The 24,633-nt window shown below is 64.4% G+C and carries 24 protein-coding genes and 3 tRNA genes; 13 read left to right on the plus strand and 14 right to left on the minus strand.

Going from position 1 to position 24,633, the window contains the following annotated elements:
* The first annotated feature begins 10 nt into the window (after window positions 1-10).
* The 3 genes from mutM to mutY all read left to right on the plus strand — a co-directional run bounded on the left by mutM (window position 11) and on the right by mutY (window position 3,960).
* Window positions 11-823 carry a bifunctional DNA-formamidopyrimidine glycosylase/DNA-(apurinic or apyrimidinic site) lyase gene (mutM, locus tag ABD866_RS09105; protein WP_345063602.1) on the plus strand — a complete coding sequence of 271 codons (813 nt, stop codon included), beginning with the start codon at window positions 11-13 and terminating at the stop codon, window positions 821-823.
* Window positions 824-949: 126 nt separating this feature from the next.
* Complete coding sequence (locus tag ABD866_RS09110; RefSeq protein WP_345063606.1) at window positions 950-2,896, plus strand: dynamin family protein; 1,947 nt, start codon at window positions 950-952, stop codon at window positions 2,894-2,896.
* Window positions 2,893-3,960, plus strand: coding sequence for an A/G-specific adenine glycosylase (gene mutY / locus ABD866_RS09115; protein ID WP_345063609.1), 1,068 nt, complete (start codon window positions 2,893-2,895; stop codon window positions 3,958-3,960). The genes ABD866_RS09110 and mutY overlap by 4 nt, the downstream gene beginning before the upstream one ends.
* A gap of 70 nt (window positions 3,961-4,030) precedes the next feature.
* Here mutY and rapZ read toward each other — a convergent pair whose 3' ends face one another.
* From rapZ to ABD866_RS09130, 3 genes are read right to left on the minus strand one after another with little or no spacing between them, the layout of a single operon-like run.
* Complete coding sequence (gene rapZ / locus ABD866_RS09120; RefSeq protein WP_345063612.1) at window positions 4,031-4,900, minus strand: RNase adapter RapZ; 870 nt, start codon at window positions 4,898-4,900, stop codon at window positions 4,031-4,033.
* A complete protein-coding gene (recN, locus tag ABD866_RS09125) occupies window positions 4,897-6,564 on the minus strand; it encodes a DNA repair protein RecN (protein WP_345063614.1) in 1,668 nt (555 codons plus the stop codon). The genes rapZ and recN overlap by 4 nt, the downstream gene beginning before the upstream one ends.
* Before the next feature lie 2 nt (window positions 6,565-6,566).
* On the minus strand, window positions 6,567-7,463 hold the full coding sequence (locus tag ABD866_RS09130) for an NAD kinase (RefSeq protein WP_345063616.1): 897 nt from the start codon (window positions 7,461-7,463) through the stop codon (window positions 6,567-6,569).
* A 28-nt stretch (window positions 7,464-7,491) separates the two neighbouring features.
* Here ABD866_RS09130 and hrcA point away from each other — a divergent pair, with 28 nt between their 5' ends.
* The 4 genes from hrcA to greB all read left to right on the plus strand — a co-directional run bounded on the left by hrcA (window position 7,492) and on the right by greB (window position 9,468).
* Complete coding sequence (gene hrcA, locus ABD866_RS09135) at window positions 7,492-8,496, plus strand: heat-inducible transcriptional repressor HrcA (RefSeq protein ID WP_345063618.1); 1,005 nt, start codon at window positions 7,492-7,494, stop codon at window positions 8,494-8,496.
* 51 nt (window positions 8,497-8,547) lie between these two features.
* Window positions 8,548-8,624, plus strand: a tRNA-Ile gene (locus tag ABD866_RS09140).
* Between the two features lie 126 nt (window positions 8,625-8,750).
* Window positions 8,751-8,827: transfer RNA gene (locus tag ABD866_RS09145), tRNA-Arg, on the plus strand.
* Window positions 8,828-8,904: 77 nt separating this feature from the next.
* A complete protein-coding gene (gene greB, locus ABD866_RS09150; protein ID WP_345063620.1) occupies window positions 8,905-9,468 on the plus strand; it encodes a transcription elongation factor GreB in 564 nt (187 codons plus the stop codon).
* A gap of 30 nt (window positions 9,469-9,498) precedes the next feature.
* On the opposite strand, the gene ABD866_RS09155 is transcribed toward greB, so the two are convergent.
* The 4 genes from ABD866_RS09155 to ABD866_RS09170 form a co-directional block, all read right to left on the minus strand.
* Window positions 9,499-11,772 carry a RelA/SpoT family protein gene (locus ABD866_RS09155; protein WP_345063622.1) on the minus strand — a complete coding sequence of 758 codons (2,274 nt, stop codon included), beginning with the start codon at window positions 11,770-11,772 and terminating at the stop codon, window positions 9,499-9,501.
* 97 nt (window positions 11,773-11,869) lie between these two features.
* Complete coding sequence (gene rpoZ, locus ABD866_RS09160) at window positions 11,870-12,073, minus strand: DNA-directed RNA polymerase subunit omega (protein ID WP_345063625.1); 204 nt, start codon at window positions 12,071-12,073, stop codon at window positions 11,870-11,872.
* A gap of 15 nt (window positions 12,074-12,088) precedes the next feature.
* On the minus strand, window positions 12,089-12,709 hold the full coding sequence (gene gmk, locus ABD866_RS09165) for a guanylate kinase (RefSeq protein ID WP_345063628.1): 621 nt from the start codon (window positions 12,707-12,709) through the stop codon (window positions 12,089-12,091).
* Window positions 12,710-12,743: 34 nt separating this feature from the next.
* Window positions 12,744-13,646 carry a YicC/YloC family endoribonuclease gene (locus ABD866_RS09170; RefSeq protein WP_345063631.1) on the minus strand — a complete coding sequence of 301 codons (903 nt, stop codon included), beginning with the start codon at window positions 13,644-13,646 and terminating at the stop codon, window positions 12,744-12,746.
* Window positions 13,647-13,738: 92 nt separating this feature from the next.
* Between ABD866_RS09170 and ABD866_RS09175 the strand changes: the two genes are divergently transcribed.
* From ABD866_RS09175 to hemW, 5 genes are all read left to right on the plus strand, one after another.
* Window positions 13,739-14,755, plus strand: coding sequence for a serine/threonine protein kinase (locus tag ABD866_RS09175; RefSeq protein WP_345063634.1), 1,017 nt, complete (start codon window positions 13,739-13,741; stop codon window positions 14,753-14,755).
* A complete protein-coding gene (locus ABD866_RS09180; protein ID WP_345063637.1) occupies window positions 14,752-15,654 on the plus strand; it encodes a PP2C family protein-serine/threonine phosphatase in 903 nt (300 codons plus the stop codon). Before ABD866_RS09175 ends, ABD866_RS09180 begins: the two co-directional genes overlap by 4 nt.
* Window positions 15,655-15,832: 178 nt before the next feature.
* On the plus strand, window positions 15,833-16,561 hold the full coding sequence (gene rph, locus ABD866_RS09185) for a ribonuclease PH (RefSeq protein WP_345063642.1): 729 nt from the start codon (window positions 15,833-15,835) through the stop codon (window positions 16,559-16,561).
* Window positions 16,562-16,782: 221 nt separating this feature from the next.
* Window positions 16,783-17,385 (plus strand): RdgB/HAM1 family non-canonical purine NTP pyrophosphatase, encoded by a 603-nt coding sequence (rdgB, locus tag ABD866_RS09190; RefSeq protein ID WP_345063644.1) that lies wholly within the window; start codon window positions 16,783-16,785, stop codon window positions 17,383-17,385.
* Between the two features lie 15 nt (window positions 17,386-17,400).
* Window positions 17,401-18,645, plus strand: a complete 1,245-nt coding sequence (gene hemW, locus ABD866_RS09195; RefSeq protein WP_345063646.1) for a radical SAM family heme chaperone HemW — start codon at window positions 17,401-17,403, stop codon at window positions 18,643-18,645.
* Between the two features lie 45 nt (window positions 18,646-18,690).
* On the opposite strand, the gene ABD866_RS09200 is transcribed toward hemW, so the two are convergent.
* Complete coding sequence (locus ABD866_RS09200) at window positions 18,691-19,038, minus strand: I78 family peptidase inhibitor (RefSeq protein WP_345063649.1); 348 nt, start codon at window positions 19,036-19,038, stop codon at window positions 18,691-18,693.
* A 211-nt stretch (window positions 19,039-19,249) separates the two neighbouring features.
* Between ABD866_RS09200 and ABD866_RS09205 the strand changes: the two genes are divergently transcribed.
* Window positions 19,250-19,885, plus strand: a complete 636-nt coding sequence (locus ABD866_RS09205) for an NAD(P)H-dependent oxidoreductase (protein ID WP_345063651.1) — start codon at window positions 19,250-19,252, stop codon at window positions 19,883-19,885.
* Between the two features lie 228 nt (window positions 19,886-20,113).
* Here the strand turns inward: ABD866_RS09205 and ABD866_RS09210 are convergent.
* From ABD866_RS09210 to ureC, 6 genes are all read right to left on the minus strand, one after another.
* A tRNA-Ser gene (locus ABD866_RS09210) sits at window positions 20,114-20,201 on the minus strand.
* A 54-nt stretch (window positions 20,202-20,255) separates the two neighbouring features.
* The gene (gene ureG / locus ABD866_RS09215) at window positions 20,256-20,924 is read right to left on the minus strand and encodes an urease accessory protein UreG (protein ID WP_345063654.1); all 669 of its coding nucleotides are present in this window, start codon (window positions 20,922-20,924) and stop codon (window positions 20,256-20,258) included.
* Window positions 20,921-21,613 carry an urease accessory protein UreF gene (locus tag ABD866_RS09220; RefSeq protein ID WP_345063656.1) on the minus strand — a complete coding sequence of 231 codons (693 nt, stop codon included), beginning with the start codon at window positions 21,611-21,613 and terminating at the stop codon, window positions 20,921-20,923. Before ABD866_RS09220 ends, ureG begins: the two co-directional genes overlap by 4 nt.
* Before the next feature lie 22 nt (window positions 21,614-21,635).
* The gene (gene ureE / locus ABD866_RS09225; RefSeq protein WP_345063658.1) at window positions 21,636-22,295 is read right to left on the minus strand and encodes an urease accessory protein UreE; all 660 of its coding nucleotides are present in this window, start codon (window positions 22,293-22,295) and stop codon (window positions 21,636-21,638) included.
* Window positions 22,296-22,362: 67 nt separating this feature from the next.
* Window positions 22,363-22,860 carry a GNAT family N-acetyltransferase gene (locus tag ABD866_RS09230; RefSeq protein ID WP_345063660.1) on the minus strand — a complete coding sequence of 166 codons (498 nt, stop codon included), beginning with the start codon at window positions 22,858-22,860 and terminating at the stop codon, window positions 22,363-22,365.
* Between the two features lie 3 nt (window positions 22,861-22,863).
* A complete protein-coding gene (gene ureC / locus ABD866_RS09235) occupies window positions 22,864-24,582 on the minus strand; it encodes an urease subunit alpha (protein ID WP_345063662.1) in 1,719 nt (572 codons plus the stop codon).
* Window positions 24,583-24,633: the final 51 nt, after the last annotated feature.

Raw genomic sequence — 24,633 nt, forward strand, 5'->3', positions numbered from 1 at the left:
CTGTACATTCATGCCAGAGTTGCCCGAGGTTGAAGTCACGCGCCGCAGTGTTGAGCCCCTCGTGGTGGGGCAAATCATCCGCGATGTGCGCCTGGGAAAGCCGCTGCGCTGGCCCTTGTCGTGTGAGCCTTCCAGCCTGGTCGGGAGTAGCATCAAGGCTGTCAGACGGCGAGCCAAGTACCTGTTGTTGGAGCTGGACGAGGGGCTGCTGCTCATTCATCTGGGCATGTCGGGCAGCTTGCAGTTCCACCGGGAGCGGGCTGCGCCGGGTCCGCACGACCATTTCGACTTGGTGTTGTGTTCCGGACTGCTGCGCTTACACGATCCGCGGCGCTTTGGCGCAGTGGTGTGGATCCGCTCTCCGGAGGATCCGCTGGCGGATAAATTGCTCGGTGCTTGGGGGGTGGAGCCTCTGTCAGACGAATTCACGGTTCAAGCTTTGTGGCGCGGACTGCGCGCAACCCGGGCGCCGGTCAAGCAACTGCTGCTCGCAGGGCGGGTGGTGGTGGGTGTCGGCAATATCTACGCGTGCGAGGCCCTTTTCAGGGCGGGTATTCGCCCCACGTCCCGTTCAGACCGCATCGGCATGGCTCGGGTGATCCGTTTGCATGCCGCGATCCGTGCGGTCTTGCTTCAGGCCTTGGCTGCTGGCGGAAGCTCGCTCAGGGATTTCGCCAGCGTGGACGGTACGCTGGGTCATTTCCAGACGCAAACCATGGTGTACGGGCGAGCAGGGGCTCCGTGTCGTGTGTGCGGAACAGCCATCAAGGTCATGCAACAGGCGCAGCGCAGCACCTACTTTTGTGCGATCTGTCAGCGGTAAGGCGTCCCGGGCGGCTGTTGTGGCTGTTGTTTTTCCGGCTGGAGCCTGACAATCGCATTCCGGGAGCCAATGCTATATTTTGATCGCAGGCCAGTGCCTGCCGCACCAGCCGATCACAGGAATCACGTGGGACCTTCATTCAACGAACAGTTTGACCAGCACGGTGCTTGGCGCCGTGCGTTCGCCCAGCAGCTCAAGCAGCTTGGCGAGTGGATGTCATCCCACGAACTGATGGACGCGGCGGTGCAGGAGCGATTGCAGCGCCTGGAAGCGCAGGTGCGCAGCGACAAAGTCACGGTGGCCTTCGTTGCAGAGTTTTCGCGCGGTAAGTCTGAGCTCATCAACGCGATCTTTTTTGCCGATTACGGGCGAAGAATCATGCCGGCAAGCGCTGGGCGTACCACGATGTGCCCCACGGAGCTCGGTTACGACGCGGAGCGTGCTCCCAGCCTGCGTTTGCTGCCAATTGAGACTCGGCTGCAGCCGCTTGGGCTGGCGGATTGGCGCAGTCGACATGATCGCTGGCTCGAGATCCCGCTGGATGTCCAAGATGCCGACCAACTGGCCCGGTCCTTGGAGAAGGTATCCGAGGTACTGCGCGTCAGCCAGGAGAAGGCGCGTGCGCTTGGTTTCTGGCACGACGACATGCCTGATGAAAACCCCGTGCTCGGACCCGATGGTCTGGTCGAGGTACCGATGTGGCGGCATGCTCTCATCAACGTGCCGCATCCATTGCTCAAGCAGGGGCTGGTAATTCTCGACACGCCAGGATTGAACGCGGTGGGGGCAGAACCCGAGCTGACGGTGAACCTGATTCCCCAGGCCCATGCCGTGGTGTTCATCCTGGGGGCCGATACGGGCGTGACGCGCTCCGATCTGTCGATATGGCGTGAGCACCTGGCCACGGCCAGCGGCGATGCGGCTGCCCGTCTGGTCGTCCTGAACAAGATCGATACCCTCTGGGACGACCTCAGTTCCCCCGAGCAGGTGGAGCTTCAGCTTGAGCGCCAGCGAGTGACGTCGGCTGAAATGCTGGGCGTTCCCCTGGAGCGCGTGATCGCGGTCTCCGCGCAAAAGGGTCTGGTCGCCAAAATCAATTGCGACGACGTCCTGCTGGAATCCAGCGGCTTGCCGGCCTTGGAAGATGCGCTTGCCCAACGGGTGATGAGCCAACGGCAAGAAATCCTGCGGGCGGCTGTCTCTTCCGGTGTGGCCGGCTTGCGTGCAGAGACGGGGCGTGTGATCAACATCCGGCGGCGGGACCTCGACGACCAGATGGCGGAGTTGCGCAGCCTGCGGGGCAAGAATGCGTCCGTGATCGACGCGATGCGCGCACGCATTGAGCAGGAGCAGCGCGAGTTCGACCTGAGCACTACCAAGATCCAGGCCCTGCGTGCGGTTCACCTCAAGTTGTTGAAGGATGTGTTCGCGCAGCTCGGGTCGAAAGCCTTGAAGGCGGAGTTGTCTGAACTGGCGCATGCGTTGCAGCAGGGCGGACTGAAGTTGGGCGCCAAGAAGATCTACCTTCAGACCTTCGACCGCCTTCGCACTACGCTGGACCAAGCAGTGGCCTCTGGTGGTGAGATTCATGCCATGCTGAGCGGAACGTTCCGTCAACTCAATGCCGAATTCGGTTTCTCGCTCCAAGTCCCTGCAGCGCCGCAGCTGGAGAGTTACCAGCAGGAACTGGCATTGATCGAGCAAAGCCACGTTCAGTATCTGGGTGTCGGCAACGCGATCAAGCTGGCGCAGCCAGAGTTCGCTCAGCGTTTGGTTCGCGCGCTCGCTACGCGGCTGCGGACGGTGTATGAGTCTGCCGCCAACGATTTGGAGCTCTGGAGCAAGTCAGCCACCGCACAGTTGGACGCGCAACTGCGCGAGCGGCGGCGAAGCTTCTCGCGTCGTATCGAAGCGGTAGACCGTATCCAGCAAGCGGCTACGGGCCTTGTGGAGCGAATCACAGAGATTGAGGCGTCGGAAGAGCAGTTGGGCTGGATCGAGAAGCGTCTGCAGGAACTTACCGGGCAACTTGTCGCGATGCCCCAAGCCATGAGCGAAGCTGAAACCGCATGAATCTTGCGGCAACGCCCCCGATGGCCGAACGGGTGGTCGTCTGGCAGTCGCGCCACGGTCGCAACCACCTCCCGTGGCAAAACACACGTGACCCCTACCGGGTTTGGTTGTCAGAGATCATGCTGCAACAGACCCAGGTGCAAACGGTGCTTGGATACTACGCTCGGTTTTTAGAGCGTTTCCCCGATGTCGCTTCGCTGGCCGCGGCGCAGGAGGATGAGGTGCTATCGCTCTGGGCGGGCCTAGGCTACTACAGCAGGGCTCGCAACCTCCATCGCTGTGCGCAGATGGTTGTGGTGCGGCATGCCGGACGATTCCCTGAGTCGGTCGAACAGTTGACTGCGTTGCCTGGCATTGGACGATCCACGGCCGGCGCCATTGCGGCCTTTTGTTTCAGCCACCGCGTGCCGATTTTGGATGCCAACGTACGCAGGGTGCTCACCCGCTATCTGGCCTATGGCGAAGACTTGGCCCAGCCGCGGCACGAGCGGCACCTGTGGGCTGCGGCGGAGCAACTGCTGCCGCAAGTGAGTCTTGAGACAGCCATGCCGCGCTACACCCAAGGTCTGATGGATCTGGGGGCTCAGATTTGCACCCCCAGGCAACCCCGCTGTGACACTTGCCCCTTGCAGTCTGATTGCCGCGCGGCGGGCGCCGGAGACGCTGAGCGATATCCGGTGAGGACGCGGGCAGTCCAGCGCCGAAGCGAGCCATGGTGGTTGCTGGTCTGCTGGGGGCCTGATCAAAGTCTTTGGCTGGAGCGGCGGCCGAGCCGAGGTATCTGGGGCGGGCTCCATTGTCCGCCAGTGGTGCGTTCGGCTGCAGAGGCCGACGCGTGGTGCGCGCGGGCAGTCGGTACCGGCTCGGTTGAGCGCACTGCGCCGGTGTTGGTGCACCAGCTTACCCACCGGGAACTGCATCTGCACACGGTGGTCGTGCGCTGGCCAGACTTGAGCCGGTTACCTGGGCTCGATGGGCGGTGGCATGCCGTGCACGAATGGCGCAGCCTTGGAATGCCAGCACCGCTGCGCGGTGTGCTGCAGAACCATTCTCTCGAGATGTAGAGGCTGCAGCGCCTTTGTCTCCTCAGCTTTCAGATGCAGTAGAGGCACTGCTTTGGCGGACGGCGACTGCTCAGCGTTGATCCAGTTCGCGGTGTCTGCGCAACGTCGTCCATCGAGAATGAAATTCCCGGGCGAGGGCTTCGACCAGAAAAACCGACCGGTGCTGCCCTCCTGTGCAACCGATCGCCACGGTAACGTAACTCCGGTGGTTGCTCTCCAGCGGCTGTAGCCAGTGGCCCAGGAACTGGGCAATGTGCTCTTTCATCAGCCTGACTTCTGGTTGGGCCTGCAGAAACTCTGCCACTGGAGCGTCGAGCCCTGTGAGTGGTCGCAAGGCGGGTTCGTAATGGGGATTCGGCAGCATGCGGACATCGAATACATAGTCTGCGTCGACCGGAATGCCGCGCTTGAAGGCGAATGACTGAAACACCAGCGTGAGCTGCCCAGGCTGTGCGGTCATGAGCTTCTTGACGTAGCCCTGCAACTGGGAGGCCCGTATGTTGCTGGTGTCGATCACATGAGACAGCTCGCGCAGATCGGACAGCAGTTCTCGTTCCAGCTCAATGGTTTGTGTCAGGGCCAACCGTTGCTGATGCAGGTCGTCGTGCGACAGTGGGTGCCTGCGGCGGGTTTCCGAAAATCGTCGCACCAGGGTGTCGGTCGTGGCATCAAGAAACAGCGAGTGAACGACTGTGCCTTGGGCGCGCAGGCGATGTAGTTCCTTGGGCACCAGTGGCAATGATGTGGCGCTGCGCACATCCATAGCGATCGCGACGCGGTTGCCGTGATGCCGGTGCTCCAGCGATACGAACGACGCAAGCAACTCTGGCGGAAGGTTGTCCACGCAATAGTAGCCAGCGTCCTCCAGCGCATGCAGTGCCACCGACTTGCCGGAACCCGACATGCCGGTGATCAGCACCAGTTCAAGACTTGTGTTCATGGCGTGCCTTGGATCAGGGCTGCCGCATCGAGCAGCTCGCTGGCGTGCGCGAGTGAGGTGTCCGTGATCTTCTCGCCGCCTAGCATGCGGGCAAGCTCTCGCACCCTGTCGGCTGTGGGCAGTGGTCGCACCTGACTGGTGGTCGTCTTCCCGCGGCTCTTCTCGACCAGAAGATGATGGTGCGCGCGGGCCGCAACCTGCGGCAGATGGGTCACCGCCAGAACCTGGCGGTCTTCCCCAAGGCGTCGCAACAGCTTGCCGACGGTGTCGGCGACAGCTCCACCAACACCAGAATCCACCTCGTCAAAGATGAGCGTAGGGATGGACCCCAGCTGGCTGGTCGTGACTGCGATGGCGAGAGAAATTCGGGACAGCTCGCCACCGGACGCCACCTTGGAAATAGGCCGTGGTGTCGCGCCAGGATGCCCGGCGACAAGAAAGCCGATGGCGTCTAGCCCCATGGACGTAGGCGTTTCGGCCGCCTCCAGCGTCACCGTAAAGACGCCTCCTGGCATGCCAAGCTCCTGCATGGCCAGGGTCACATCGCGTGACAGGGCGGGTACGGCTTTCTTGCGCTGTTGGCTGATGCGTTTTGCGGCGTCGCGGTAGCGGTTTTCGGTTCGCTGGGCCTCGCGCTGCAGACCTTCAAGGTCTACGGCGGAATCAAGCCGGGCCAGTTCCACGCGCCATTGTTCCAGCAGCATCGGCAGCTCCTGCGGCTCGCGGCGATAGCGTCGCGACAGGCTCAGCCATTGGGCGACGCGGTTGTCCAGTTCTTCCAGCCGGGCTGGGTCCAGCTCAACATGACGTGAGTAGCTTTGCAGGCTGCGAACCACCTCGTCGACCTGGACGGTGGCCGAGTCGAGAAGATCCAGCAACCCCGAAAATTCTGGCTCCACGGATCGATAGTGGTCCAGCAGGGTTCGAGCCTGATGGAGCGAGTAGCGAGCGCCGGCACTCTCGTCTCCTGCAAGTGCGGCATGCGCTTGCTGGGCGGTATCCAGGAGCCCCTGGGCGTTCAGCAGACGCTGGTGGACGTTGTGCAATTCGTCCCACTCGTCCAAACGCGGGGCCAGCTTTTCCATGTCCTTGATCTGCCACTGCAGACGCTCTCGTTCGATCTGCAAATGCTCTTGCGACTGTCGGGCCTCTTGCAGCGTTCGCTCTGCCAAGCGCCATGCCCTCCAGGCCTGCTGCACCTCGGTTGTTGACACCTTGGCATAAGCATCGAGCAGTGCCGCAATCGCATCGGGCCGCACCAGGCTTTGCCAGGCATGCTGGCCGTGCACATCGAGCATCTGCTCGCCCAGTTCGCGCAGCTGAGCCGCGGTGGCTGCGCTGCCGTTAATCCATGCGCGGCTGCGCCCCTGACGGTCAATGCTTCGGCGAACGAGGGTGGTTTCGGTCCGGTCAAAGCCCGCATCTTCCAACCATGGTGCGAGACCTGTAGGCGTATCGAACTCGGCTGCGATGTCGGCGCGCTCAGCACCATCGCGCACCACACCTGCATCTGCGCGCGCGCCAAGTGCCAATTGCAGCGCGTCAATGAGGATCGATTTGCCTGCGCCGGTTTCTCCGGTCAAGGCGGTGAATCCTGGCTGCAGTTCCAGGCTGAGCCTTTCCACAATGACGAAGTCGCGCAGTTCGATGCGTCGCAGCGCCACGATCAAGATCCTCCTTCATTCCAGCGCAGCTTTTTTCGCAACGTGGCGAAGTAGTTCCAGCCGCGCGGGTGTAAAAAACGCACGCAGTAGTCGGACCGCGTGACATGAATTCGATCACCGTGCAGCAAGGATGCAAGTGATTGCATATCGAAATTGGCGCTCACATCTCGGCCGCTCACAATTTCGATAGCAACCTCCATAGCATCGGAGAGCACGATCGGCCGATTGGACAAGGTATGTGGCGCGATCGGGACCAGTACCCAGCCGGGTATCGACGGATGCAGCATGGGGCCACCCGCCGACAATGCGTATGCTGTGGAACCGGTCGGCGATGCGACGATCAGCCCGTCAGCGCGTTGATTGGCCAGTAGTTGCCCGCCCACTTCCACACGCAGTTCCACCATGCCGGAGGTCGCGCCACGATTGACGACCACGTCGTTCATGGCCAAGGCCTCGAAGACGACCTCGCCATCGCGCACCACGTGCGCACGCATCAGGGGTCTGGATTCCTCCTCATACTCACCGTGCAGCATCGGCGGCAATATCGCGGCGAAGCCGTCAAGGGGAATGTCTGTGATGAACCCGAGACGGCCTTGGTTGATTCCAATCAGCGGGGTTCCATGGCGAGCAAGCCGGCGGGCAATGCCCAGCATGGTGCCATCACCGCCGACAACCAAGCCCAAATCACACTCTCGGCCGATGCCGTCCACGTCTGCCACTGGGTAGTGGGGGAGGCCAGTATTCGCCGCCGTCTCGGCTTCGAGCACAACCTCGCAGCCTTGGTCCATGAGGAAGTGCGCGATATGGTCCAGTGTGTCGACAGCGCTGCGGGCGGTGCCACCGGCTGCAACTGGCTGGTATTTCCCGATGAGTGCGACGCGTCGGAATAGAGGGGGCATCGCGAAATTACATCATTAAAATGAATCCATGCTCGATGACCGCGCCAAGTTGTTGCTCAAAGCTCTGGTCGAGCGCTACATCGCTGAAGGACAGCCGGTGGGGTCGCGCACCTTGTCGAGGGCGTCTGGGCTTGACCTCTCACCTGCCACGATACGCAACGTGATGGCGGATCTGGAGGAGTTGGGGCTGATCGTCAGCCCGCACACTTCCGCGGGACGCATCCCTACCGTGCGCGGCTATCGGCTGTTTGTGGACACGATGCTGACAGTGCAGCGGGACGCTTTGCCGACGCTGGAACTGCCGCCGGAGCAACCCCAGAAGGTGATCGCCAATGCGGCGCAGCTTTTGTCGAACCTGTCTCAGTTCGTTGGCGTCGTGATGGCCCCGCGGCGCAGTTCCGTGTTCCGCCACATCGAGTTTCTGAGGCTATCGGAGCGCCGTTTGCTGGTGATCATCGTGTCACCTGAAGGTGATGTGCAGAACCGAGTCATCTTCACGGACACCGACTATGCGGCCAGTCAGCTTGTCGAGGCCTCCAACTATCTGAACACCCACTACGCAGGGTTGGACATGGACTTGGTTCGGGAGCGGGTCAAGCATGAGTTGGATCAGTTGCGCGGCGAGGTGGCCGCCTTGATGCAGGCGGCAGTGCATGTCGGCGCCGAGGTGTTGCATGAGGCGCAGGAAGACGTGGTCATCTCCGGCGAGCGCAACCTGCTTGCAGTGAGTGATTTCTCCAGCGATATGGGGAATCTGCGTCGCGCGTTTGATCTGTTTGAACAGAAGACTCAGATCCTGCGTTTGCTGGAACGGTCTCACGAAGCCGAAGGCGTACGTATCTTCATCGGCGGTGAGAGTCAGGTGGTTCCGTTCGAGGAACTCTCCGTGGTGAGCGCTCCCTATGAAGTGGACGGTAAGGTGGTCGGAACTCTGGGCGTTATAGGCCCCACTCGCATGGCGTATGACCGCATGATCCAGATTGTCGATATCACCTCGAAGCTGGTATCCAACGCCTTGAGCCATAGGCGTTGAGGGGCTTGGATGCCCCGTCGCAGCCTACAATAGGGCTCTCGAGTGGCACTCGGGGCGTTAGCTCAGTTGGTCAGAGCAGAGGACTCATAATCCTTTGGTCGCTGGTTCAAGTCCAGCACGCCCTACCAGGTGGCTTCTTGAGGCAGAAAACTGCGCTATAATTTGAGGCTTGCTTGAGCGGGTGGATGTGAAAACAGAAGCCTAGCCAGTTGATTGAAAAAACTTCGAAAAACTGTGCTACAATTCAAGTCTTGGCGGCTGTAGCTCAGCTGGATAGAGTACTTGGCTACGAACCAAGGGGTCGTGGGTTCGATTCCTGCCAGCCGCACCAAATGGTAAGCCCTGACATCGAATGGTGTCAGGGCTTTTTCCATATTGCGATCTGTAGTGCTTTTGTCACTGTTGCGTATGAGCAAAGCCTTCACCCGGGAAAACGACGGTGGCGCCGATGACGAGGACGATGTCGGGCTTCCTTCATTGCCGCAGGGTGCCAAGAACTACATGACACCTGCCGGCTATGCCCGGTTGCGGGCGGAACTATTGGACCTGATCGACAACGAGCGTCCGCGCATTGTGGACGTGGTGCATTGGGCAGCGAGCAATGGAGACCGCTCGGAAAACGGCGATTACCTGTACGGCAAGAAGCGTTTGCGTGAAATCGATCGGCGTATTCGGTTTCTGACCAAGCGGCTGGAAGTTGCCGAGGTGGTTGATCCGTCTGTGCACTACGGGAGCGACCAGGTGTTTTTCGGTGCGACCGTCACATACACAGACGACTTGGGTGACGAGCGAACCGTCACCATCATGGGCATTGACGAGGCAGACAGCCACTGCGGGGAGGTGAGCTGGATCTCTCCAGTGGCGCGAGTGCTGCTCAAAGGCCGGGTTGGCGACGAAGTACTGTTGCCCACGCCCGGCGGGGTCCGATCGCTGGAGATTCTGGAGGTACGCTACCCGGGGGCTCCGTCCTGATCCGTGCGCTTTGAAGCGCACGCTGTGTCGCTAACCCGTGGGGAGGCGCCGCTTGGCGCTCAAGACGGCTTGGGTGCGACGCAGGTTACGTAGCGCGTTTTCCGCATGCGCAGCATCGCGCACCGCGATCACGAACCGCAGCTCTGTGGTATCCAGCGCTCCCTCTTCGTCCATGTCCACATGCGTGATATCGGCTTCGGAATGTGCCAGTTCGGCGGCGACGCGCGCGAGCACACCCTTGCCGTTGGTGACTGTCACGGCGATCCCGGTTTCAAACAGTCGTGTAGGGTCGTCGGACCAGTCGACTGCAATAAAGCGCTCGCTGTCCTTGTGCTGCAGCCGGCGTGCTACGTTGCACTCGGCGTTGTGAACCACCAGGCCTTCACCTCGGCCAAGGTAGCCAAGGATGGCGTCTCCAGGCACTGGGCGGCAGCAGGAGGCATACTGTACCGAAGCGTTCTCGCTGCCATCCAGAGTCACGGCCCCCTGCGAGACGGTCTCGTGCGAGGTATAGCGCTCACGCGTCATGAGCAGCGCATCGGGGCGCATGCCCTGTTCTGCCATCAGCACGACCAGGCGCTTGGCCACGATGCTGGCGATGCGCTTGCCCAGACCGATATCGGTCATGAGCTCGCTGCGCGACCTGTTGCCTGTAAAGCGCAACAGTTTTTCCCATAGGCCTTGGTTCTCTGCTGACTGCTGAGGCAGTTGGCCCAGCCCTTCGGCTCGAAGGGCTTGCAGCAGCAGCTTTTCACCCAGGCCTTCCGACTCGGTCTGAGCCAGTGTCTTGAGGTAGTGCCGGATTTTCGAGCGAGCCCGCCCTGTGCGCACAAAGCCCAGCCAGGCTGGGTTGGGAGATGAGACGGGGTCTGTGACGATTTCGACGACGTCCCCGTTTTTCAGCTCGGTGCGCAACGGGACCAGCTCGTTGTTGATCTTGGCCGCTGTCGTGCGGTCTCCCACGTTGCTGTGGATGGCATAGGCGAAATCCACGACCGTCGCGCCGCGGGGCAGCGCCATGATCTGACTTTTCGGTGTGAACACGTACACAGCATCGGGGAACAGATCGACCTTGACGTGGTCCCAGAATTCGGCTGCGTCGCGTGTCTCGTTCTGGATGTCCAGCAGCGACTGCAGCCACTTGGTTCCCAGCCGTTCCGATGGTGTGCCTTCGCTGTCTTGCGCCTTGTAGAGCCAATGCGCGGCCACCCCCGCTTCTGCGATGAGGTGCATCTCCTCTGTGCGCATCTGGAACTCGATGTTGACGCCTGACGGACCCACCAGTGTGGTGTGCAGCGACTGGTAGCCATTGAGCTTGGCGATCGCGATGTGATCTTTGAACTTGCCCGGAACCGGCTTGTACATCTGGTGAAGCACACCCAGCGCTGTGTAGCAGTCGGTGATCGAGGGCACGATCACGCGGAAGCCATAGATGTCCGTGACCTGGGCAAAGCTAAGATGCTTGTGGTCCATCTTCTGGTAGATGGAGTACAGCGTTTTTTCGCGACCGGCCAGTCGCACCCGCATACCGATCTTGGTGAATGCCGCATCCACCTCGGCCTGCACTTTCTGCACCAGATCGCGGCGGCGGTTGCGCGACTTCTGCACGGCCTTGGCCAGTACGTGGTAGCGCCATGGATGCAGGTGCCGAAACGCCAGATCCTGCAATTCGCGGTAGGTTTGATTCAACCCTAGCCGATGGGCAATCGGCGCATAAATCTCGAGCGTCTCGGACGAGATACGCGCCCACTTGCTGCGCGGCATGTCCGCCAGGGTGCGCATGTTGTGCGTGCGATCCGCCAGCTTGATGAGGATAACGCGCACGTCCCGGGCCATGGCCAGCAGCATCTTGCGGAACGACTCTGCCTGGTTTTCCTCGCGGGTATTGAACTGGAGCTTGTCCAGTTTGGTCAGTCCGTCTACCAGTTCGGCCACCGGGGCGCCGAACCGGTCGATCAGGTCGGCCTTGGTGACGCCGCAGTCCTCCATGGCGTCGTGCAGAAGCGCCGCCATCAGGGCTTGGGCATCCAGCTTCCAGGTGGCGCACTGCGCTGCGACCGCGATCGGGTGGGTGATGTAGGGCTCGCCGCTGCTGCGCAGTTGGCCCAGATGGGCTGAATCGGCAAAACGGTAGGCCTGCCGCACCTGTTCGATGCTGGCGGTGTCCAGGTAGTCCAGGTTGTCGGTCAGTGCGGCAAAACTGGCCGCTGCAGCATTGGCAGCCGCTGCAGACGCGCTCAAGGGCACCGCAGGCTCGAAGTGCTTTGCTGCCTGCGCTGTAGAGATCGGGGTCACCGCATTCATATGCCTTTAATGTAGCGCGAGGCAGCGTTGCCGACCTGTGGGGCAAAAAAAAGCACCGCAGTGCGGTGCTTGTGGTGGCGCGCGGCCCGAGCTGGAGTTAGCCTGGGACCTTCTTGAGCATTTCCAGGCCGACCTTGCCGGCAGCGATCTCGCGCAGCGCCGTGACGGCGGGCTTGTTGCGGCTGTCGATGCGCGGGGCGTGGCCTTGACTCAGCATGCGGGCGCGGTATGTGGCCGCCAGCACCAGCTGGAAGCGGTTGGGGATTTTTTCCAGGCAATCTTCGACTGTGATGCGGGCCATCGGGATTCTCCGAAATCAGGTGATGTGAAGCGACTGGAAGGTGTCGGCACGGGCCCGGCGTTGGGCGATGTACCGAAGTCGCTGGGCGTGTACGACCGCCTTCAGGTCAAAAAGCGCACGCTCGAATAGCTCGTTGATTATAACGAAGTCGAATTTGCCGACCTGGGCCATCTCAACGGCGGCATTCTTGAGTCGCGTCTCGATCACGTCGGCCGTGTCTTCGCCCCGGCGCTCCAGGCGCGAGCGCAGTTCTTCCCAGCTGGGCGGAAGAATGAACACCAGCACTGCGTTGGCGAAGGTCTGCTTGATCTGCAGTGCGCCCTGGAAATCGATTTCTAGGATGACATCGTTGCCTTGGGCAATGCGTTCCTCGATGGCCTTCTTGGAGGTGCCGTAACGGTTGCCGTGCACATGCGCCCATTCGACGAAGGCGTTGGCCTGCACCATGGCATCGAACTCAGCGTTCGAGACAAAGAAGTACTCGCGACCGTGCTTCTCCTGGCCGCGCGGTTGGCGGGTGGTGTGCGACACGGAGGGGTAGACGAGCGAGTCGAGTTCCAGCAGCGCCTTGACGAGGCTGGATTTGCCGGCGCCGCTCGGAGCGGCCACGACAAACAGATTGCCTGGGTAATCCATAGGTGAGGGCGTTGTGCGCCCGGTGGTGGACGGGTTATTCGATATTTTGCACTTGCTCGCGCATCTGCTCGATCAGGACCTTCATGTCCACGCTGATGCGGGTCAGCTCCATCGCGGCAGACTTCGAGCCCAGCGTGTTGGCCTCGCGGTGCAGTTCCTGGATCAGGAAATCCAGCCGCTTGCCGATCTCGCCGCCCTTGCCCAGCAAGCGCTCGATCTCGTCCAGATGGGATGCCAGGCGCGTCAGCTCTTCGGCCACATCGATACGGATCGCAAAAGCCGTGGCCTCGGTCAACGCCCGGTCGCGGGCGGCTTCGGGCAGCGTGGCACCGTCTGTTAGAGCCATGGCTTCGGCCCAGCGCTCCAGAAAGCGCTGGCGCTGCTGCTCCACCAACTGCGGCACCAAGGGGCCTGCCTGGGCGGCCAGCGTCCGCAACTGGGCCACGCGGTCGCGCAGCATCTCGGCCAGGCGCTTGCCCTCGCGCGCGCGCGCAGCCAGCAGGGCCTCCAGCGCTTGCTCGGCCAGCGGGGGCAGTTCGGCGCCCCAGTCCACAGCAGACCCTTGATGACCCAGCCCCAGCCGGAGCACGTCTGCCACGCTCAGAGGGGCGGCTTGCGGCAGCCAGGTGCGCACGGTGTCCTGCAATGCGCCCAGACGCTGGAGTACGCGTACTGGCGGCTCCTGCAGGCTCGCGGCCTGGTCGCTCTCGAAGTTGACGCGCACCTCGACTTTGCCGCGCTTGAGGCGGGCCGTGAGCAGGCTGCGCAGCGCTGGCTCGGCCTGGCGAAGTTCTTCTGGCAGACGGAAGGTGAGGTCCAGAAAGCGGCTGTTGACGGAGCGGATCTCCAGTCCCAGCACGCGTGCCGCACCGCTGCGCGGCGGTGTTTCGGGCTCTGCCGCGCCCAGACTTTGCTGGACGCTGGCGTAACCGGTCATGCTGTAAACTGCCATAGGACTTTTTGACGGTAGCTAGCGATCCGGCGATTATCCGGGTTCCGTCCACCACCCTCGCTCCTCCTGCGCACCCTATGTCCAAGATCAAGCCGGCACCGTTGCCGCCCGATACCTCCATCGGTGGCTATCGCGTAGTGCGGCGCTTGTCGTCCGGCGGCTTCGGTGTGGTCTATCTGGCCATTGACCCGGAAGGCCAGCAGGTGGCCATCAAGGAATACCTGCCGTCGTCGCTGGCCACTCGCGCGCCGGGCGAGTTGCTCCCCAAGGTCCCCCCCGAGAAGCTGTCGCTGTACCGCCTGGGGCTCAAGAGCTTCTTTGAAGAGGGCCGCTCGCTCGCGCAGATCTCGCACGCCTCGGTGGTGAGCGTGCTCAATTTCTTCCGCGAGAACGAAACGGTCTATATGGTGATGAACTACCTGGAGGGCGCGACCCTGCAGGACTTCATCATCACCGCGCGCGAGCTCAAGACCCAGAAGGTCTTTCGCGAGTCCACGATCCGTTCGTTGTTCGACGAGGTGCTGCGCGGCCTGCGCATCGTGCACCAGCACAAGATGCTGCACCTGGACATCAAGCCGGCCAACATCTTCATCACCGACGACAACCGGGCGGTGATGATCGACTTTGGCGCCGCGCGCGAGGTGCTGTCCAAGGAAGGCAACTTCATTCGTCCCATGTACACGCCCGGATTTGCCGCGCCTGAGATGTACCGGCGCGACTCGCAGATGGGCCCCTGGACCGACATCTACGCCATTGGCGCCTGCATCTACGCCTGCATGCAGGGCTATCCGCCCAACGAGGCGCCGCAGCGGCTGGAGAAGGATCGCCTCTCGCTCGCGCTGACCAAGTTGCGCGGTGTGTACTCAGACAACCTGATCGAGGTCGTCGAATGGTGCATGGCGCTCGATCCGCTGTCGCGCCCGCAGTCGGTGTTTGCGCTGCAAAAAGAGCTCTCGCGCGAGGGCGAGCGCCGCTACACCAAGCTCAGCGTGACGGAAAAGATGCGCCTGCAAATCGACACCCTGGTGTCTGACACGAAGAAGAACGTGCAGAAGATGGGTGAGGCCACTGGCATCGGAGCCCGACCCAAATGAAGTTCTCGGTATTCCAGATCAGCCGCCGTGGCGGGCGCGAGAAGAACGAAGACCGCATGGGCTACTGCTACACGCGGGAGTCCAGCCTGTTCCTGCTGGCCGACGGCATGGGCGGCCACCCCGAGGGCGAAGTGGCGGCCCAGCTGGCGCTGCAGACCATCTCGTCGCTGTTCCAGCGCCAGGCCAAGCCCGTGCTGCGCGACGTGCAGGAGTTCTTGTCCAGCGCGCTGCTGGCTGCGCACCACCAGATCCTGCGCTACGCGTCCGAGCGCGGCATGCTCGACAGCCCCCGCACCACGCTGGTGGCGGCCGTGCTGCAAAACGGCACGGCCACCTGGATCCACTGCGGCGATTCGCGCCTGTACATGGTGCGCGACGGCGAGATGCTCACGCGCACGCGCGACCATTCGTACCTGGAGCTGCGCAACGCGCCGCCGCCCGGCATGGACCGCGTGAACCGCAACATCCTGTTCACCTGCCTGGGCTCGCCGTCCAAGCCGATCTACGACATTACCGGCCCCGTGTACCTGGAGCAGGGCGACCGCCTGCTGCTGTGCTCCGACGGGCTGTGGGGCATGGTCAGCGACGAAGAAATTGCGCGCCAGCTCAGCCTGCAGGCGGTGTCGCACGCTGTGCCCGATCTGGTGGAAGAAGCCCTGCGCAAGGCCGGCGAGAGCAGCGACAACGTGACGGTGGTCGCGCTCGAATGGGAAGTGCCCGACGAGTTCGATTCGACCCAGGGCGTGTCCACCGACAGCATCAGCGACGACGTGTTCGCCTCCACCATCCAGGCGGGGCCTGTGGACGGGCTGGTGGACGACCTGGACGACGCGGCCATCGAGCGCTCGATTGCCGAGATCAACGAAGCCATCCGCCGCTCCGCTGCGCGCAAGGCCTGACGCGACCCCTGATGGTGCTGCGTGCCGACGCCGCCTGCAAGGCACGGCGTCCGGAGCCAGCGCCTGCCAGTGCTGCCAAAAGGCCGCTGCCCCGACGTCTGACGCCTGTAAGGCCGCGGCACACAAGGCCGGGCACGCCAAGCGCTGCAAAGCTCCCCCTTTTGACATTGGAAACCCCATGACCTCCTTCACCCGCACCGGCGGCCGCGCCGCCGACCAGTTGCGCTCCGTGCGCATCACCCGCCGCTACACCATGCACGCCGAAGGCTCGGTGCTGATCGAGTTCGGCAACACCCAGGTGCTGTGCACCGCCTCGGTCGAAGAGCGCGTGCCACCGCACAAGCGCGGCAGCGGCGAAGGCTGGGTCACGGCCGAGTACGGCATGCTGCCCCGGGCTACGCACACCCGCAGCGACCGCGAAGCGGCCAAGGGCAAGCAGAGCGGTCGCACACAGGAGATCCAGCGCCTGATCGGCCGCAGCCTGCGCGCCGTGTTCGACCTGAAGTTGCTGGGCGAGCGCACGATCCAGCTCGACTGCGACGTGCTCCAGGCCGACGGCGGCACGCGCACCGCAGCCATCACCGGCGCCTGGGTGGCTGTGCAGGACGCCGTGAACCACCTGCTTGCCAGCGGCAAGATCACCCAGTCGCCGCTGCTGCAGCCGGTGGCCGCTGTGTCGGTGGGCATCGTGCAGGGCATGCCGCTGCTCGATCTGGAATACGTGGAAGACGTGGACTGCGACACCGACATGAACGTGGTCATGACCGGTGCCGGACACTATGTGGAAGTGCAGGGCACGGCCGAAGGCGTGGCCTTTACCCGCGCCGAGATGGACCGCCTGCTGGCCCTGGCCGAAAAGGGCATTGCCGAGCTGGTGGCGCTTCAGCAGCAGGCCTTGCACGCTTGATGCTATCAAAATGTGAGCTGCTCGTGCTTATAAAATAAGCACGACCGGTCGTTTTGACTGGTATTGGCGCAGCGGCCACGGTGCCCCCGTGACACGTCCTCTCAGCCGCGGCCGGGCGCAGGCGCTGTGGGTGGGCCCAGCGCCGCGCTGGCAGAACGCTTTTGCTATCTAAACGATAGCTGCTCGTGCTTGATTGGCAAGCACGAGCAGCCCAAAACACCATGAAGAAAATCGTCCTTGCATCCAACAACCGCGGCAAGCTGGCCGAGTTGCAGGCCATGCTCGCGCCGCTGTCGGTCGAACTGGTGCGCCAGGCCGACCTGGGCGTGGGCGAAGCCGAGGAGCCGTTCCGCACCTTTGTGGAAAACGCCCTGGCCAAAGCCCGCTTCGCCGCGCGCCACACCGGCCTGCCCGCGCTGGCCGACGACGCCGGTCTGTGTGTGGACGCCTTTGGCGGCCTGCCCGGGGTGGACACGGCCTACTACGCCACGCAGTTTGGCTACCCCAAGGGCGACGACACCAACGTGCAGGCGCTGCTGGAGCAGATGCAGGGCATCGACCAGCGCCGCGCGGCCATGGTCAGCACCCTGGTGGCCGTACGCAGCCCCGAAGACCCCGAGCCGCTGATTGCCGTGGGTCGCGTGGTGGGCGAGATCGCACGCGAGCGCCGGGGCCACAACGGCTTTGGCTTCGATCCGATCATGTTCATCCCCGAATTCGGCCAGACCTTTGCCGAATTGCCGGTGGAGGTCAAGAACGCGCACAGCCACCGCGGCCGCGCCGCGCGGCAGATGCTCGAGCTGATGCGCGAGCGCTGGTTTTGACCGGAAGCCCTCGCCATGCACATTCCCATTCAGCCCGCCGGGGCCGACGAGCAGGCCGCTGCGCCGCGCGACCCGGTGCAGGCCATGCGCGGCGGCACGCTGCAACTGCCCGCGCTGCCGCCGCTGTCGCTGTACGTGCACCTGCCCTGGTGCCTGCGCAAGTGCCCGTACTGCGACTTCAATTCGCACGAAGCCCGGCAGGCCGACGGCGCATTGCCTGAGGCCCGCTACATCGCCGCGCTGATGGCCGACCTGGAGGCCGCGCTGCCGTTGGTGTGGGGCCGCACGGTGCACAGCATCTTCATTGGCGGCGGCACGCCCAGCCTGTTTGCTCCGGCGTCCATCGACGCCTTGCTCTCGGGCGTGCGCGCGCGCCTGCGCCTCGAATCGGACTGCGAGATCACGCTGGAAGCCAACCCGGGCACCTTTGAGCGCGACCGGTTTCGCGCCTACCGCGCGGCGGGCGTCACGCGCCTGTCGGTGGGCGTGCAGAGCTTTGACGACGCCGCCCTGCAGGCCCTGGGCCGCGTGCACGACCGCGCCCAGGCCATTGCCGCGGTGCAAGAGGCCGCCGCCGCCTTCGACACCTTCAACCTCGACCTGATGTACGCCCTGCCCGGGCAAACGCTGGCGGGGCTGGACGCCGACCTGGACACCGCGCTCGCGCTGGCGCCGCCGCATTTGTCGGTGTACCACCTCACGATCGAGCCCAACACCTACTTCGCCAAGTACCCGCCCACGCTGCCCGAGGACGACCTGGCCTACGCCATGCTCGACCGCATCACCGAGCGCACCGGGGCGGCGGGGCTGGCGCGCTATGAGGTCTCAGCCTACGCCCGGCCGGGGCATGGCTGCTTTCACAACACCAATTACTGGCAGTTTGGCGACTACCTCGGCATCGGTGCGGGCGCGCACAGCAAGCTCAGCTTTGCCCACCGCATCGTGCGGCAGGTGCGCTTTCGCGATCCGCAGCGCTACATGGAGCAGGCCCTGGCCGGCCAGGCCGTGGCGCAAGACGCCGACGTGCGCCGCGCCGACCTGCCGTTCGAATTCATGCTCAACGCGCTGCGCCTGCGCAGCGGCTTTGCGCTGCAGGACTACAGCGCGCGCACCGGGCTGCCGCTGTCCACCATTGCGGCAGGGCTGGACGAGGCCGAGCGCAAGGGGCTGATCGAGCGCGATCTGCTGCACGTACGCCCCACCGAGCGGGGGTTTGACTTCCTGAGCGATCTGCAGGCGCTGTTTCTGGCCGACGACTGAGGCAGCGCGGCCAGGCCGCCAGCGTGGTGGTGCCGGCAGGGTGCGTCAACCGCAGCGCACGGCCACGATGCGACCGGCGGCATCCACCTCCAGATTCACGCGCTCGGCGATGAACTCCTTGGTGATCATCTGCCCCGGCCGCAGGATGCGGGCCATGCGCGCACCGGCGCGCACGCGCACGGCCTCGGTCACGCTGGCGGTGGCCATCTGGCCCGCAAAACCGGCCAGCCCTTGCGCATTGCACAGGCCGCCGGGCGGTGCGCCGGTGCTGTTGGCCGGGTAGTCCGGCGCTGCCGGGGGCTGGGCGCAGGCCGACAGCAGCAGGCCCAGTGCGAGCAGGGGGGCGAGGCGCGGGCGACGGTGGCCGCGGGCGGGGGCGGTACAGGCGTTCATGCCCCGCACGATACGCGAGCACAGCGCTGCTGCGTGTGACCGTGCGTAACCCGCCACTGTTCCATTTGGCGCAACAGTGCGTTGCGGTCATCGGCGCTTGAAACCCCTGCCAAGGGCCTCAACTCGCTAGTCCCTGGCCGTGCGGGCTGCGGCGCATGCTGCGCAGCACCTGCTTCCACGGCTGTTGTTTTACCCGCACTGAATACCGACCATGGACCTGCACCAACGCCTGCAATGGCGCTACGCCACCAAGAAGATGGACCCCGCCCGCAAGGTGCCTGAGGCCGCCATCGACCGCATCGTCGAAGCCGCCCGCCTTGCGCCCACCTCCAGCGGCCTGCAGCCGTTCGAGATCATCGTGGTCACCAACGCCGAGGTGCGCGAGCGCATCCGCGCGATTGCCTGGAACCAGGCCCAGGTCACCGAAGGCTCGCACCTGCTGGTGTTTGCCGCGTGGGACCACTACACGCCCGAACGCATCAACCACATGTTCGACCTGACGAACGAAGTGCGCGGCTTCCGCAACGAAGGCTGGGAAAACTACCGCCAGATGCTGCTGAACAGCTACCCGCAGCGCACGCCGGAGGTGAACTTCCAGCACGCCGCACGCCAGGCCTACATCGGCCTGTCGGCCGCGCTGATCGCCGCGGCGTACGAAGAAGTGGACGCCACGCCCATGGAAGGCTTTGACCCCGAAGCACTCGACGGCATCCTCGACCTGCGCGCCCGCGGCCTGCGCAGCGTGGCCATCCTGCCGGTGGGCTACCGCCAGGCCGAAGGCGACTGGCTGGTGAACCTGCCCAAGGTGCGCCGTCCCAAGGAGCAATTCGTCTCGCGCGTGGACTGATACAGACACGCGAGGCCAGGGGCGCAATGCCCCTGGTGGTGGGCCATGAATCGCGTGGCACCTCTGCACGGAAGTTCTACGGGCGACCGGAAGGAGCGTGACCACACGGCCGCGGCTTCTTGTGAAGGGCCTGCGCCGTGAAGCGGCAGTGGCGCTGCCGCCACCGATGGCATGTCACATCCCGTACCAACAAAAACGCCCGCAGCAGGCGGGCGTTGGCTCAAAGGCTGGCGGAAGCGGTGAGATTCGAACTCACGAACGGTTGCCCGTTGCCGGTTTTCAAGACCGGTGCAATCGACCACTCTGCCACGCTTCCGGGTCTGTGGGCCGCTGCGCGCTGGGGGCGGGCGGCCGTTGCAAGGCTCGCATTCTAGCGGGCCGGGGCCGCGGTCTCGCGGGGGGTGAGCATGCCGCGCTCTTCGATGAACGCGATCACGCCGTCCAGCCCGTCCTGCGTCTTGAGGTTGGTCATCACAAAGGGCTTGGTGCCGCGCATGCGCAGGGTGTCGCTGCGCATGATGTCGAGGTTGGCGCCCACATGCGGGGCCAGGTCGGTCTTGTTGATGACGAACAGGTCGCTCTTGGTGATGCCGGGGCCGCCCTTGCGGGGGATCTTCTCGCCCGCCGCCACGTCGATCACGTACACGGTGAGGTCGCTGAGCTCGGGGCTGAAGGTGGCGGCCAGGTTGTCGCCGCCGCTTTCGACGAACACCACGTCGGCGTCCGGGAAGGCTTCGAGCATGCGGTCGATGGCTTCGAGGTTGATCGAGCAGTCTTCGCGGATGGCCGTGTGCGGGCAGCCACCCGTCTCAACCCCCAGGATGCGCTCGGGCGGCAGCGCGCCGCTGATGGTGAGCAGGCGCTGGTCTTCCTTGGTGTAGATGTCGTTGGTGATGGCCACGAGGTCGTAGCGCTCGCGCATGGCCTTGCAGAGCATCTCGAGCAGCGTGGTTTTGCCCGAGCCCACGGGGCCGCCGATGCCCACGCGCAGCGGGGGCAGCTTCTTGGTGCGTTGGGGAATGTGGTGCAGGGTGCTCATGATCGGAACAGGCGGGAGTATTGGGTTTCGTGGCGGGCCGACAGGATGGCCAGCATGGGGGTGAAGGCTTGGCGGGCCGCATCGGGCTGCGCCAGGGCGTGGTCGGTGGCGGTGGGAATGGCAGCGGCGAGCCGGGCCAGCACCCGCTGGCCCGCGCTTTGCCCCAGGCGCATGGATTTGAGCGCGGCCTGCACCATGTTCTCGGCCCAGGCAAAGGCGTAGGCCAGCACCACGTCGCGCACGGCCGCACCGGCATACGCGCCGGCCAGGCCAAAAGCGATAGGGTAGGTGGGCGGCAGGCTGTGCAGCAGCGCAATGTGGGCGCTGCGCGTGGCATCGTGCGCATGCAGATTGCGTAGCCATTCGGCCAGCGAGCGGCCCATCTGCACCGATTGCAGGCGCAGCTCGGCCGTCTCGCGCGTTTGCAGCACCCAGTCGTTGAGTGCGCGCACGCGCGCCGCATCGCCCACTTGCCAGGCCTGCACGCTGTGGGCCAGGGCGGGCATGTCGCTGCGGGCCTGGGTGAGGTGCAATTGGTCGAGCACCCAGGCCGCGAGCGTGGCTTCGTCCTGCACCTGGCCATGTTCGATGGCGGCTTCGAGCCCTTCGGAATACGAGAACCCGCCCACCGGCAGCGCAGGCGATGCGAGCCAGAGCAACTGCAGCAGGCTGTGGGGCGCAGGTGTCATGGGCGGTGCGGGGCGCAAGCGCTCAGTGCGAATCGTGGTGATGGTGGCCGTGGTGGTGACCGTGCCCGCAGCCGGGGCCATGCACATGCGCGGTGCCGGTGTCGGCCGCGTGCGTGTGTTCGTGTCCGCATCCGGGGCCGTGCACATGGTCGTGCGGATGGCTGTGTGCGTGGTCGTGGCTGTGGTCATGGCCGTGTGCAGGGGCGGAGCCATGCGAATGCCCGTGCCCCTGGCCGTAGGCTCCGCCTTCAGGCTCGAAGGCCAGCCGGTCTTCGGTCACGGTGAGGTGCATGGCGCGCAGCATGTCGGCCAGCACGTGGTCGGGTTCGATCTTGAGGTGGTCGGGCTGCAGTTCGATGGGCACATGGCGGTTGCCCAGGTGGTAGGCGGCGCGCACCAGGTCGAACGGGCTGCCGTGCGTGCGGCAGTAGGTGATGTGCAGCACCGGCTGCGGCGCGGCCACCACGCGCAGCAGCGAGCCGTCTTCGGCCACCAGCACGTCGCCGCCGCGCACCACGGTGCCGCGCGGCAGAAACACGCCCAGCGCACGGCCCGTCGAGTCGGTGGCCGAAAAGCGGCTTTTCTGGCGCACGTCCCAGTCCAGCTCCAGCGTGGCCGCACGCTTGAGCAGCACAGGGGCCAGGCCCTGGCCCTGGGGGAGAAGTTTTGAGACCTGAATCATGGCAAGGTAAAGAGGCAAAGCGCCGCCGCGGCGGCAAGGCCTGCATTGTGGACGGGTGCTGGCGCCTTCATAGCGTGCGGGTCATGTAGCGGCTGTGCGGATCGGGCCGGTAGTCGCCAAACGGGGCGCAGTCGGCAAAGCCATAGCGCAGGTAAAGCTGGTGCGCCGGGGCAAAGAAGGCTTGCGTGCCGGTTTCCAGGCTGATGCGTGTGTAGCCCAGGTCCACGGCCTGGCCCAGCAGGTGTTCGAGCAGCGCGCGCGCCACGCCCTGGCCGCGCAGGGCGGCGGCGGTGCGCATGGATTTGAGCTCGGCGTGGTCGGTATCCAGGTGCTTGAGCGCCGCCGTGCCCGCGAGCTGGCCCGGGGCGGCCGCTTGCGCGTCGGCTGTCCAGGCCGTCCAGAAGCGGATGTCGGGCTGGCGCAGCCGCACCATGTCGAGCGCGTGCACGCTCTCGGGCGGCGAGGTGGCATGCATGTCGCGCAGGTGCTCGTGCATGAAGGCCTCGATGCGCGCGTCCTGCAGGTCGTCTTGCCGGATGTGCAGGGCCAGGGGCGCAGCAGCCATCGCTCAGAACAGGAAATAGCGCTGCGCCAGTGGCAGCAAGGTGGCGGGTTCGCAGGTGAGCAACTGGCCGTCGGCACGCACGGCGTAGGTCTGCGGGTCGATCTCCATGACCGGCGTGTAGTCGTTGTGCACCATGTCGCGCTTGCGCATGCCGCGAATGCCCTTGACCACGGCCAGCGGCTTGGCCAGGCCGTAGCGCTGGCCGATGCCTGCATCCAGCGCCGCCTGCGACACAAAGGTGAGCGAGCTGCGCGTGAGCGCGCCGCCAAACGCGCCGAACTGCGGCCGGTAGTGCACGGGCTGCGGCGTGGGGATGGAGGCATTCGGGTCGCCCATGGCGGCCATGGCAATCGTGCCACCCTTGAGCACCAGCGCGGGTTTGACGCCGAAGAACGCTGGCTTCCACACCACCAGATCGGCCCACTTTCCGACTTCGATGGAGCCGAGTTCGTGCGCCATGCCGTGCGTGAGGGCCGGGTTGATCGTGTACTTGGCGATGTAGCGCTTGACGCGGAAGTTGTCGTGCCGCGCGCCGTCGCCCGGCAGCTTGCCGCGCTGCAGCTTCATCTTGTGCGCGGTCTGCCAGGTGCGCAGGATCACTTCGCCCACGCGGCCCATGGCCTGGCTGTCGCTGCTCATCATGCTGATGGCACCCAGGTCGTGCAGGATGTCTTCGGCGGCGATGGTTTCCTTGCGAATGCGGCTTTCGGCAAAGGCCAGGTCTTCGGCAATGCCCGCATCGAGGTGGTGGCACACCATGAGCATGTCCACATGCTCATCGAGCGTGTTGACCGTGTAGGGGCGCGTGGGGTTGGTCGAAGACGGCAGCACATGGGCCTCGCCCACGAGCTTGAGGATGTCGGGTGCGTGGCCGCCGCCCGCGCCTTCGGTGTGGAAGGTGTGGATACAGCGGCCCTTGAAGGCGGCCAGCGTGTCTTCGACAAAGCCGCTTTCATTCAGCGTGTCGGTGTGGATCGCCACCTGTGTGTCGGTTTCTTCGGCCACCGTCAGGCAGGCGTCGATGGCGGCGGGGGTGGAGCCCCAGTCTTCGTGCAGCTTCAGGCCAATCAGCCCGGCGTGCACCTGCTCGCGGATGGCGTCGGGCCGGCTGGCGTTGCCTTTGCCCAGCAGGCCGATGTTCATGGGGAAGGCGTCGGCCGCCTGCAGCATGCGCTCGATGTGCCAGGGGCCGGGCGTGCAGGTGGTGGCAAAGGTGCCGGTGGCCGGGCCGGTGCCGCCGCCGGTCATGGTGGTCACGCCGCTGGCCAGGGCTTCTTCGATCTGCTGCGGGCAGATGAAGTGGATGTGGCTGTCAAAGCCGCCCGCGGTGACGATGCAGCCCTCGGCCGCAATGATCTCGGTGCCCGGGCCGATGACGATGTCCACGCCCGGTTGCGTGTCTGGGTTGCCGGCCTTGCCCAGCGCCACGATGCGCCCGTCCTTGAGGCCGATGTCGGCCTTGACGATACCCCAGTGGTCGATGATGAGCGCGTTGGTGAGCACCGTGTCCACCGCGCCTTCCGAGCGCATGCGCTGCGACTGCGCCATGCCGTCGCGGATGGTCTTGCCACCGCCGAACTTGACCTCTTCGCCGTAGCTGCCGGCGCGCAGGGTGTAGTCGGCCTCCACCTCCACGATCAGGTCGGTGTCGGCCAGGCGCAGGCGGTCGCCCACGGTGGGGCCGAACATTTCGGCATAAGCGCGTCGTCCGATGGTTGCCATGGTGGGCCGCTCCGAAGCTGAATGCTATTATTTTGATAGCTGCTCGTGCTT

The sequence above is a fragment of the Acidovorax lacteus genome (genome assembly GCF_039540375.1).
GTDB classification, from domain to species: domain Bacteria; phylum Pseudomonadota; class Gammaproteobacteria; order Burkholderiales; family Burkholderiaceae_C; genus Acidovorax_G; species Acidovorax_G lacteus.